The sequence below is a fragment of the Bradyrhizobium sp. Ses1 genome, from assembly GCF_059512365.1.
Map to the genome: position 1 here is coordinate 37,474 of NZ_JCAMOQ010000061.1, position 12,308 is coordinate 49,781.

6 protein-coding genes and 1 pseudogene are annotated in these 12,308 nt (G+C 56.6%); 4 read left to right on the plus strand and 3 right to left on the minus strand.

Going from position 1 to position 12,308, the window contains the following annotated elements:
- The first annotated feature begins 3 nt into the window (after positions 1–3).
- From AC5ZG5_RS39925 to AC5ZG5_RS39935, 3 genes are all read left to right on the plus strand, one after another.
- Positions 4–603, plus strand: a complete 600-nt coding sequence (locus tag AC5ZG5_RS39925; protein WP_130226105.1) for a DUF4384 domain-containing protein — start codon at positions 4–6, stop codon at positions 601–603.
- Positions 604–637: 34 nt separating this feature from the next.
- On the plus strand, positions 638–1,558 hold the full coding sequence (locus AC5ZG5_RS39930; protein ID WP_456646346.1) for an OmpA family protein: 921 nt from the start codon (positions 638–640) through the stop codon (positions 1,556–1,558).
- Positions 1,559–2,873: 1,315 nt separating this feature from the next.
- On the plus strand, positions 2,874–3,686 hold the full coding sequence (locus AC5ZG5_RS39935; RefSeq protein ID WP_028166632.1) for a Crp/Fnr family transcriptional regulator: 813 nt from the start codon (positions 2,874–2,876) through the stop codon (positions 3,684–3,686).
- Positions 3,687–3,995: 309 nt separating this feature from the next.
- Here the strand turns inward: AC5ZG5_RS39935 and AC5ZG5_RS39940 are convergent, their stop codons facing one another.
- From AC5ZG5_RS39940 to AC5ZG5_RS39950, 3 genes and pseudogenes are all read right to left on the minus strand, one after another.
- On the minus strand, positions 3,996–6,368 hold the full coding sequence (locus tag AC5ZG5_RS39940; RefSeq protein ID WP_456647104.1) for a hybrid sensor histidine kinase/response regulator: 2,373 nt from the start codon (positions 6,366–6,368) through the stop codon (positions 3,996–3,998).
- A gap of 424 nt (positions 6,369–6,792) precedes the next feature.
- The gene (locus AC5ZG5_RS39945) at positions 6,793–8,610 is read right to left on the minus strand and encodes a hypothetical protein (protein ID WP_456647103.1); all 1,818 of its coding nucleotides are present in this window, start codon (positions 8,608–8,610) and stop codon (positions 6,793–6,795) included.
- Positions 8,611–8,986: 376 nt separating this feature from the next.
- A pseudogene (locus AC5ZG5_RS39950) lies at positions 8,987–9,538 on the minus strand (L,D-transpeptidase); the annotation flags it as partial.
- A gap of 380 nt (positions 9,539–9,918) precedes the next feature.
- Between AC5ZG5_RS39950 and AC5ZG5_RS39955 the strand changes: the two are divergent.
- A partial coding sequence (locus AC5ZG5_RS39955) for an ATP-binding protein (protein WP_496165515.1) occupies positions 9,919–12,308 on the plus strand: 2,390 nt, incomplete at its 3' end.

Here is a 12,308-nt window from a genome sequence, read left to right on the forward strand (position 1 = left end):
TTAATGAGCTACATCAGCACAGTTTCGGCCATTGCCTTTTGCGCCTCGTTTGTTTTGGCTTCCTCTGCATTCGCAGACGACCAACCGGGCGATCTTGAGCGTGATCTAGTCGCGTCCCAGAAGATTTTTATCGAGGCAACCAAGACGCAAAGGCAGACGATCAAGGTCGTTGCGCAAACCGATCGTCCGAATGCCACTTATAAGGTGGGCGACAAGATGAAGCTCACCGTCAATGTCGACAAGGATGCTTATCTGTACATACTGAATAAGGGGACGAGCAAGGCTACCACCTGGCTTTTTCCCAACGCATATCACAAAGAGGCCTTCGTCAAGGCTGGGAAGAGTCGGATCCCCGCGGATGCGGACAAGTGGACGATCGATGTCCGAGGGCCAGTAGGTAAGGATGTTCTCTACATCTACGCCTCCACCTCGCCGCTGCCGGAGAAGCATCGCAAAACTCTGCTCTCGGATTGGCAAAACGGGAAGGCCTTTGCGAATCTAGATCGATCGGACGACGAGTTCTTGCGAGACCTCGCCGCGGCACCTGCCGAGTCCCAGGGGGCAGCATTAGTCATTGTTACGGTGGCAGCGGACAAAAAGTGACTGCCGCTGGACGCCTAGTAAGACTGGCTTCCTTATGAGCAAGCTGCGCGTTTGTAGAAAAGCGTTCTTACTCGTCCTCGTCCTTGCCGCCCTATGTCTGACATGCATGGTCACACGGAGCGAGGCTTCCGACGACTGCGACAAGAATTGGGGTGAGTTCTACAGCGCGCGTGCTCACCTCAAGCTTGCGGATTTCCGACGGAAGGTGATCGAGGCTCTTGATAATGCGTCCTGCTCTTCGGAACAGCGGCGGACGATTGCTCAAGACGCTGTCCTGGCGCATATCGAAATTGCCTCGCACCTTCCGCTCGATCAGCGGCTAGCCATCTATGAGTCCGCCACCCGCTTCGGGCGGCCCTGGCAGCTTCTCGAGGTCATGGGGTTGTTGTTGCAGACCAAACGCCAGGATGCAGAGCAGGATTTTTCTGGAGCGAGCCAGCTGTTCCAGGAGGCGCTGGTGGACGTTCAAAAGGCGCAAGCGGGTGCGCTCGCAACAGATGAGGACGTTCTGAGAATCTTTCATCTTGCACAGCAATCGCGTTTTCTGTCGCCGGTATTCGTACGGGGTTCCAATTTCGGAATCGCTGCTCGCGGTATTGAGGTTCAATCCACGATTGTCCCCATCCAGTTCATTCGCGATAGCGCTACAATGACGGCGCTCGGAGCAAAATACGCCGATGAGTTGATCGCGTATCTGCGGACCAAGCAGCTCCCCAAGCTGCTCATCATTGGTCATACCGACCATGACGGCTCGGACTCCTACAATTTGGCGCTCTCCCGAAGAAGGGCGGACGCAGTGAGGTCCTTTTTGATGACGCGCGGCTACGGACCTGACCGCATAACGACCATCGGCAAAGGCTATCACGAGCCGATCAGACTAGAAAACGCTGAGAGCTTTGACGACGATCAGATAAAGCAACTGTTACGTCGCGTTGAGGTACAGATCGTTCGTTGAACCAATGGCGTTCCGACGAGCAAGATCCCAGGCGCAAGCACAGGACCCGACCAGATCGAGGCGCGAGCAGATCACTAACCGGAGCAGTTGCCGGCGTGCTTTACGCGAATATATTAAAAGAACATTTTGGACCGTGGCGCAGTGGACCAGTTTCAATGCTACGGTTCGGTTTCAGAGCTTGCGGTTTCGGTGGCAACGTATCATGGCTGCCACATGGCGCCCGACCTGGGTTGGGCCACGCATGTTGGGTTTATTGAAATCGAAGCAATTCGGCATCGCAGCGCTGGCTGTCGCAATTTTTGCACACCTTGCTACTTGCTCCCAGTTCTGCGCAGGCCGAATTCCAACAACGCGTAGCACTCATAGTTGGCAACGGGACCACCGCGTGGCTTCCCTCGCTAATCCTTCAAACGAGCGCAGCCGACTTGGAAGAAGCATTTCTGCGAATAGCCTTTGAAGTAAGTCGCGTATCTAACGCCGATCGCTCTTTCTCCAAGCGCTAGGCGCGTTCGAAGACAGGGCCTCGGAAGCTGATATCGCCTCATTTTCTATGCGGGTCATGGTATCGAGATTGACGGCGGCAATTATCTAATCCCCGTGGACGCAAAGCTGGAGCAAGACACAGATGTGAAGGACGACCTAGGGTCTTGCAGGCGGTGCGGGAGGCAAAACGTCTAAGGCTTGTGTTACTTGACGCCTGCAGGACGAATTCATTCGAAACCAGAATGAAAAGGAGCTTCGCGGCCCGCGCGATCGGCCGCGGCCTAAGTTGCTTATTCGTGCGGGGATTTGCACAAAACGCTGACGTAAAGCGGGTAGTTTGCTGCGGCCAGTGCAAAGCCACCGAACTGTTCGCACAAGGCGACTTCCTTCCGGTCTGCAGGCGCGGACGCGTTGCCGTCAGATGATTCGCCCATCCATTGTTATGGAAGAACTAGCCCTTTGACTGACTAGGCGAGTATTCGAGACGTCCGCGCACTCCGGCACTCTATTGTCCGCTCTCACCTCAGAACCGGACACCGGCGCCGCCGGTCGAGAAGCCGGCAGACTCGGAAGTGGCCGATTTTTGCGACGCTATTGCCCTCCACTTGCGAAAGTCGCCCAGGAACCGGCGTTACCTCTCTTCAGCTTAGGGGCAGATACAACGGCAAAACTAACTAGAGAGCGGGCAATTGCCGAAACCAACGCCCGAAGTAAAATCGATCGATGCACCGAGACCGCTACTAATCTTACTCAAACGGTTGCTATCCGACTTTAATTGTCAGTATCCGGGATACCCGACGAATACCGACAGCCTTGCGCGGAGGATGATCCGATGGGGTCCAACAGTGCAGCTTCGATACTAGACCGCATTCTTGATACGGCGGCAGACAATCTCAGGATCGCAAAGATTCTGGTTCAGATGGGTCTCGATCCGAACAACATCACCTACGACGCACTATTCAACCGGCTGCTGGAAATCGTGCTGGCCAACATCACGCTCGCCAACATGTTCGCTCTCGTTGGCGCCATCTTTCTTGCCGCTACCCTGCTGATGCAGACGATAGTGCCGCTGCGCGTCGCAAACATGGTCGGCTGCATGTTCTTCGTTGCCTATGGCGCGCTCTCGGGAAATGTCGGGGCTTTCATCCTCTATCTGCTCTTGCTGCCGATCAATGCAATCCGCCTCCGTCAAATGCTCAATCTGATCAAAAGGGCACGTATCGCGACGGAGGGCGATACCTCATTGGAATGGCTCAAACCGTTCATGACTGAGCGCAGATATCGCCGGGGAGACAAATTGTTCAAGAAGGATGATGCAGCTTCCGAAATGTTCCTGACGGTCACAGGAACGTTTTTGGTCAGGGAAATCGGCGTCGAGCTTCCGCCGGGACGTCTCATGGGCGAACTCGGTTTCCTTACGCCCAATCGACGGAGAACCGCGACCGTCGAATGCATCGAAGACGGGCAAGTGATGGCTATTACTTATGAAAAGCTGCTCGAGATTTTTTTTCAGAATCCACAATTCAGCTATTACTCTCTTGTGCTGACCAGCCAGCGCTTGCTCGAGAACATATCGCGGCTGGAAGGAATTATCGCACAAGAAAAGACCGCGCGGCAGATTTTAGCCACGGATGACATAGCTTAACCCTTGGCTCTTGATGTCCCACACTTTTGGTAACAGGACATCCCGACGCAGCGCAGGTCTCGCGATGCAACGACGTCCGGTTTGGGGTCAAAAGCGGCGGTGCATCCGAGCATGGACAGGCGTCCGGTCTGCCACCGACAGCGGACGTAACAACGGCTTGAGCGTTGGTCGGCTCGGGCACATCAGCCGACATAGCGCCGGCCTTTCTGTAATTCAGCGCGTGGGGGGAATGTTGGAAGGCGATGAGAGTCAAGTCTTGGCGCTTATTCACTGCACCTTCACCACTTAGCCAAGCGAGACCTCATCCATTCAGTGACGCATCCTCACCGCATGTTCCAACCCCTGGCGAAGAGATTCCGGGCTATAAGGCTTCACGATGAATATCGCGCCCAACCGTGCGGCTTCGGATTTCACTCCGCTGTCACCTGTCGCGAGAACTACGCGCAGATTGGGCAGGCGCGCGTACGCGTCTCTTGCGAGCTGCAGACCGGAAACTCCGGGGAGGCCGACATCCGTAAGTAAAATGTCCACTGATTGCTCATGTAGGATCTTCAAGGCCTCTTGAGCCGTGCTGGCCTCTTTTACCTCGCATCCGATATCCCTCAGCATCTCCATCGTTGTAAGGCGTATGAGGTCGTCGTCTTCGACGAGCAACACCGTGGCATCCTTGACAGACTTTTCATTCGCCGAGTGTTGCGAGCCCTGAGCGACGCGCCTTTGAGCTTGGTTCGCCAACACGTGCCTGATTTTCCGCGCGAGCGCCTCGCGTGTGTAAGGCTTGGCCAGGAGTTCCACCCCGGGATCGAGCCGGCCGCCGTGCACGATGGCGTTCTGAGTATAGCCGGATGTGAATAGTACGGCGACATTGGGCAAGCGCTCCTTGGTCTTTCGCGCCAAGTCCGGGCTACGCAGGCTGCCGGGCATCATGACGTCGGTAAATATCAGGTCTATCGGAATGCCGCTGTCGACGACGACAAGGGCGCTCGCCGCATCTCGCGCCTTGACCACGCGGTAGCCGAGCTCGGTAAGCATCGAGACCGCGACCTCGCGAACCTCATCGTCATCCTCAACCACGAGGATGGTTTCCTGTCCGCCTTGAACCTCGCCGGACGGAGCCCCGACCAGAGTGTCTTCGCTTGCTACCGCCCGCGGGAAGTATAGTTTGACCGTAGTCCCGGCGCCTACCTCGCTGTAGATTTTAACGTGTCCGCCCGACTGCTTGAGGAAGCCGTAAACCATAGCCAGGCCGAGGCCCGTGCCCTTGTCCTCCGTCTTGGTTGTGAAGAATGGTTCATAGACCCGTTCCAGAATGTCGGGCGGAATGCCCGTGCCCGTATCGGTCACCGCGATCATCACATATTGTCCCGCAGACAATTCGGCATGCTGACGGACATATTCGTCGTCCAGGAAGGCATTGCTCGCTTCAATCGTCAGCCGACCTTCGCCGTTCATGGCGTCGCGGGCGTTGATTGCGAGGTTCAAGACCGCATTTTCCAATTGATCCGGGTCGACGAGGCTGTTCCACAGCCCACCCGCGACCACCGTCTCGACTTCGATCTCTCCACCGAGGGCGCGACGAAGCATCTCATCCATGTTCTTGATTAGACGACCGGCGTTCACCACCCTTGGTTCCAGCGGTTGCCGCCTCGCGAAGGCAAGCAATTGAGAGGCAAGTTTCGAACCGCGGGCAACACCTGCGAGGGCGCTTTGGACCCGCATCTCGGCCCGGGCATTACCCGCGATGTCTTTGCTCAGCAGTTGCAGGTTTCCACTGATGACCTGCAGCAAGTTGTTGAAGTCGTGAGCAACGCCGCCGGTAAGTTGCCCGATCGCCTCCAGCTTCTGCGAACGCAACATTGTCGCCTGGGCCGCTTGGAGTGCGGCCTCTGCCTCGCGGCGTTCGGTGATATCCCGTGTCACCTTAGCGAAGCCGAGGAGCTTGCCGGCCTCGTCCCGAATGGCGTCGATCACGACGTGTGCCCAGAAGGTACTGCCATCCTTTCGGACCCGTTGACCTTCGTGCTCCCAGCGCCCGTTTTGCGTTGCCGTCGTCAAGCCGATCCCCGGAAGCCCGGCGGCACGGTCGGCTTCCGTATAGAAGTCGGAGAAGTGCCGACCAATTATCTCTTCAGGAGCATAGCCTTTGATGTGCTGCGCACCCGCGTTCCAACTCGCCACGTGGCCGCTGGCATCCAGCATGAAGATGGCGTAGTCAGTAACACTCTGCACCAGCAGTCGAAACTGTTCTTCGCTTTCGCGCAGTTTTGTCTCGGCGGCCCTTCGCTCGGTCAAGTCACGCGTAATTTTGGCGAAGCCGACAAGGTTCCCCTCAGGCGAGCGGATCGCGTCGATGACAACGTGGGCCCAGAACTGCGTGCCGTCCTTGCGGACCCGCCAGCCTTCGCGCTCGAATCGGCCGGTGCGCTCGGCCTCCGCCAGCGCCAGCGCGGGGACGTTCTGCGACCGCTCAGCTTCGGTGTAAAAGGTCGAGAAATGCCGGCCGATAATCTCATCCGCCTCATAACCCTTGAAGCGCCTGGCGCCGGGGTTCCAACTGGTCACGCGACCCTCGCGATCCAACATATAGATCGCGTAATCAGTGGCCTCGACGAGTAGCCGGTAGCGGCCGTCGCTGGTCTGTGTGGCTTCGACCGGTTTGAGGTTTCTTCCATACGATCCTATCCCAGCCCCAAATGGGTTGGGACACACTCTACTGGAACGCAGACCAACCGGTTCGGTTCCGTTGAACCCCTGCGCAACTACGGAGCGACCCCCAACCGCCCCAAACGGTCGGTCACATCATCTAGCGCTAGGCCGATTTCCAACCAGCTGCAGCAAAATGATCGCCCGCTCCACCAGGTCTGCAGAATGCCCGCCGAAACCAGCTTACTATGCGTGTTAAATTTTCGCCTTTGGGTCAATCGCGCCGGTTTGCGCCGCAGCCCGAGACTTCCGGTCTACCCGCAACTGCGGACATGTCTCCGCGCTGCGCAAACTGTCGCGAAGGGCCAAAAGCTGACTTTAAGTGTTGGCGCTTTGCGCGGCGATGGGCTTTGCCGCCCGGGTCCGCGGGCCATGGTGCGCCGCGCATCCACAAGGGTGCCGCCTATCCCGCACCTGCGGTTGAGCCGTAAATAGCCTCGGCCCAAGAGCCAATGGTGTGCACTTTCTCAAGCTCCAGATTTGTCGGATACCCTTTCACGTCAGACTCCAAGTCGTTGATCTTTGGAGCGATTACGTCAAGTCCGACTCGCGTATCAGGATCATTCAGCGCGCAGGCAAGAGCTTGATCGTCGCGCCATACCCACCTCCCATGTTCTACTCGCGCGTAGACTGCACCCGTCTTGTAACTGGCGAAATTGATAACTGGAATCCAGCGAACACACCGCCTCAAAAAATCGGTGTTACATTCAGGTGCAAAATTCTTTCCGCGGTACACTTCTTCTGGTCCCTTAGCGCGGATGTTTATCTTTCTGAACCTTTCAATATCCAACATGCTCTTAACATCGAGGATGGTCATTTCGCCATTCCAGCCAAATGCCACGGTTCGCGGAGGCTGGCCCTCGGGTACACTGTTATCGAGAAACTCGTAGTGAACGCGCTTTCCGACAGCCAGCGCCCAAGTGAAGAACAATTCAGGCATACCAGTAAACGCTTCGATATTGTGCGCTAGGAGGTCCTCAACGGCTTTATATCTACCGACCTTCAATCCTCGTTTCCAAGCTCGCTCGACGGTCATTTCTGGCGGTGTAATCAAGAAAAACATGTAAACTAAATTACCGAAGCGCGTCAGCAGCCTATTGGACCCTTTTCCCCCGTACTCAGGTACAAAACTGTCAAAGCGAAACCGGTCGATCAGTAAGTGCGAAATCTCCCCGCTGGCAGCCTTGGCCTTCATTCGACGGTCAAGCTTCTGATCGATGACCTCAAGCTCGTGACCTGTTAGCATTGCCGCGTATCTGTAAGCGCCACCGAGCGACGTGTAGTCCAGAAGAAATTTTCGCCAAATGTCCGGACTGATCAGGGCGAACTCTTCCCAACGAAAATTTAACTTGCGTGCAAGCGTTCGCTGTAAAGGACGCATCGTGCTTTCGCCTGACGCAGATGCACCCTTCACGTTCATGACGACCGGTTGTGGTTGCCACGGCAGTTGCCTGTAGCCCTCCCGTGAAATCGCTTCTTCAATGAATGGGGTGATTGCATCGCCAATAACTTCGCTGCCATATCCATTACAGACCAACGTGAGAGCAAGTTCGGCGAACAGCGCCCTATCGCCTACGAGCCGATCATGTCGGTCCATGATTCCCGTTGCAATTCTGTGTAATGCATCGAAACAGACAGCAACCAACGGGTCGGTTGCCGCTTCTGCTTGTTTCCGCCATCCAAAAGCTATCGAACGGTCGCGCTCCACGGGATCATTCTCCGGAAAGGGGATCCGGTGTTGTTGTTTGTCAGTGCCGAATAGGCGGCGGCGCCAATGGCTTGATCGCCGTTCACCCGACGATCTCGACTCTGCGAAGCTCTTTGCAATCTCGCGCTCGATGCTGACAGACGCCGCGTGTCTAAAGCGATCGAAACGTTCCGCCAATTCCGCTCGATGAGGGGCAATATACCGTTTGAGAATAGTTGAGGTTATCTCACGAAAGTTTCGACCCAAATCCTCGTAATCCCCGCCATCGGGGACAGAAATGGTGGTAGTCACGTGTATCAGCAGTTCATGTATAATCAATCGCTCGGCCCGAAATGCGACTAATTCAGTAGGCGGCAGGCTACAGTAGTCGCTTAATTCGTACGCTTTTGAAATGGTCGTCGAAACATTTTCGATTCTGAACATTGTCGACAGAGGAAGGTACTCTCGCGGTATTTCCGATTCTAACCCTGGATGCCAAGAGCCATATTCGGCGGAGAGTGTTTCGATGGTCATCGCTGAAATGTTCTCGAATAGAAAACCCGTCTCGTGCCCCGCCGTCCCATGTCACCCTCTGGGCGGTCATATTACGTAAGTTACGGCAGCCTTGTCACGTCCCCTTTGGGTCACGGGCGTCGCCCTCTGCAATAGACGTCAGCTTGTCGATTTCCGCCGTGCCCCGTCAGCGACCGAAGATGCGTCGCGGTGGAATATGTCGCGAAGGGTCAATAACCTCTGTTGCCTCTCGGTCGCAGGCTTTCCGGTCTGTTCCTGTGAACGGACTTCTAGCTATACCGCGTCAACGGCAGCGATGGGCTTGAAGCCGACCTCGACGCGAGGACTTGAATTACCTCCTTGTCCATCAGCTGCAGACCGAGGGCGGAGGACTGAGTTATTGGGCCTCAGCGATCTTCGGTCCAGATGACAGCATCTGCGCGTTGGTTGCCGAGGGCCGGTTCGACGGCGATGCCGGGTCCGGCGATCGGAAAGCGGCGTCGGGCGGCGCGCCCTGGGATGGTCGACGGGCAGCGGTTGCCGGAAGCACGATCACTTTCGCTCCGACTTTCACTCGCTCATAAAGGTCCGCGACGTCCTCATTGGTCAGCCGGATACAGCCGGACGAAACCCGCTTCCCGATCGTATCGGGCTTGTTGGTGCCGTGAATTCTATACTCGGTCTCGCCCAGATACATCGCCCGAGCGCCGAGCGGGTTGCCGGGACCGGCTGCCATAAACCGCGGCAGATAAGGCTGACGCGAAATCATCTCTGCAGGTGGACGCCAATCCGGCCATTCTGTTTTACGGGCCACAGTCTGTTCACCGGACCACGTGAAACCTTCGCGGCCAACACCGATGCCGTAGCGCATTGCTTGCGTGTCGTTCAGAACGAAATAAAGGAATGTGTTTTTGGTATCGATGATCACGGTGCCCGGCGTCTGGTGGCTAGGTTTTCGAACAGGGTTTGATCTCGCTGTGCTGTCGTGGAAACTCGGCTAGGGCGCTGACCGCCAATGGCTTTTTTTGTATTTAATTCCGATTCCTTGCGTGCGAAGTAGGGTGGGATGCGCGAGTTCCCCCCACTGACAATTGGGGACTTCCGAATACCTAGCCCGCTGACACGCACCGGAAAATTTGATTGAATCGGGGCGCTCACCGCCCGCAGAGCGCCAATCTACACACGTTTGTTTCGCTGCGCGGTCCGGCGTAACTAGCTCGAATCTAGGATCGTGCGGAACGGAGATCGAGTTGCAGATTCTGTAGGCGAAGGAGAAATAATCGCAGCTAAACGCGGGTCAGGCGCGACTAGGAAAATGGAAGGGAGCTCGTGACCTCCGCTGATCGCATAGCATCATTTGGTCCATTTCGCCTCTTTCCGGGGCAGATGCTGTTGATGGAGGATGAAAACCCGGTTCGTCTCGGCGGCCGGGCCTTGGAAATATTGATCGCGCTTACCGAGCGCTCCGGTGAACTGGTTAGCAAGAATGAATTGATGGACCGGGTCTGGCCTGACACGACGGTCGACGAAAATAGCCTTAAGTTTCATATCTGCTCCCTCAGAAGAGCGCTTGGTGACGGACAGCCAGGACGGCGCTATTTGGCCACTGTTCAGGGACGCGGCTATACCTTCGTAGCACCAGTCGAATTTTCCTCTGCAGTAAAGCCGATAACACCACCGAGCGCCGCGGTTGATCGCAAGCACAATCTGCCAAGTCTACATACGCGAGCGCTGGGCCGAGGCGATACCATCAGTGCGCTGCTGGATCGGTTTCCGCGACAACGGTTAATCACCATTGTAGGGGAAGGCGGCGTTGGCAAAACAACGGTTGCCCTCACCGTCGCAGAGGCAGTCATCGGGACGTATGAACACGGAATTTGGTTTGTTGATCTCGCACCGCTTAACGATGAGCATTTTGTTGCAGGTGCACTCGCTTCCGCACTGGGGCTTGAGACGCATTCAGAGAACCCGATCCCAGAGCTTGTCGCGCACCTGCGGATTAGACGGATGCTGATCGTGCTCGATACATGTGATCACGTGGTCGGAGCAGTAGCTGCATTGGCGGAGCAGATCTTGGCTGCCGCACCGCAGGTGCATATCTTGGCGACCAGCCGGGAACCGCTGCGTGCGCAAGGCGAGCAATTGCACCGCTTACCGCCTCTCGGGGTTCCGCCCAATCCATCGAGGATAACAGCTTCGGACGCTCTTTCATTTCCTTCGATCCAATTGTTCGTCGAGCGAGCGGCAGCGATGCTTGAAGGTTTCGAGCTGGAAGAGGCTGAGGCGCCTGCCGTTGCCGAAATCTGTCGAAAGCTCGGAGGGCTGCCGCTCGCTATTGAGCTGGCTGCGAGTCGTATTGAGGCCTTTGGTGTTCGACAACTGTCGTTGCTGCTAAGCAGTCAACTTAACCTCCTGAACTACGGTAAGCGTTCCGTGCGGCCACGACATCGAACGCTAACTTCTGCGCTGGACTGGAGTTACGAGTTTCTGCCCGAAGTCGAACGTGCACTGTTGCGCCGCCTATCGGTCTTTCGCGGCGCCTTCACGTTGGAGTCTGCAAGCGCAGTGGCTTCGGTTGCAAATTCCGACGTGCCGAATGATCTGGCCAATTTGGTCGCGAAGTCGCTCGTGGCGGCAGACGTTGGTGGCGCTGTTGTGCAATATCGATTGTCGGACACGCTGCGCGTATACGCGGCACAGAAGCTCGCCGAAAGTGGCGAGCTCGAGCAATATGTACGCCGTCATGCCGAGCATCAGAGGGATTTATTCGAGCAAGCGGGGGCAGAATGGACATCGCAGCGGACTGACGAGTGGCTGGCCACGCATGCTCGTCACATCGACGATCTACGTGCGGCCCTGGACTGGGCTTTTTCGCCGAAAGGCGACGCGGCGGTCGGCGTGGCTCTTACCGTCTCCGCAGTGCCTATGTGGTTTCGATTGTCGCTGATAAGCGAGTGTCGCGGACGCGTCGAACAGGCGCTCGCCGCTTTCCAGCCTAGATCGACCGAAGACGAACGCCGCAAGATGCAGCTATACGCCGCGCTGGATTGGTCGAGATTTTTTTTAACAGCATCTGTGCAGGATACTGGCTTCGCGTGGACCATTGCCCTCGAACTCGCCGAAAGGTTCGGTGATACCGACTATTCACTGCGTTCGCTCTGGGGTCTGTGGGCCGGACGCTTAAACAGCGGCGATTTCCCCGCGGCGCTCGAGCTTGCAACCAAGTTTCGTAACCTTGCCGCGACGGAGGCCGATCGCGCTGACCTGCCTGTCGGCGATCGAATGGTAGGCGCATCGTTACATTTCCTGGGGGACCAGATAGGTGCGCGGCAGCACATCGAGCCCATGCTCTCTCACTACATCACTCGTGATCACCACTCAGATGTGGTCCGCTTTCAGTTCGAGCAAAGCACAACGGCAAATATCACGATGGCCCGAGTTCTCTGGCTGCAGGGATTCGCCGATCAAGCGATGCGTACGGTCAAGGATAGCATCGAACACGCATTGTCCATCGATCACACGCTTTCCCTATGCAACGCTCTCGCCCAATCCGCGTGCCCCGTCGCCTTTTTGGCCGGCGATTTGCCGGCCGCGGAAAGGTACACGACAATGCTCATCGACCGCGCCGATCGGCACGCAGTCGAGGTTTGGCTTATCTACGGCAAGTGTTTTAGAGGCCAGCTGCTCATCCAGCGCGCCGATGTAGACGCTGGATTGCG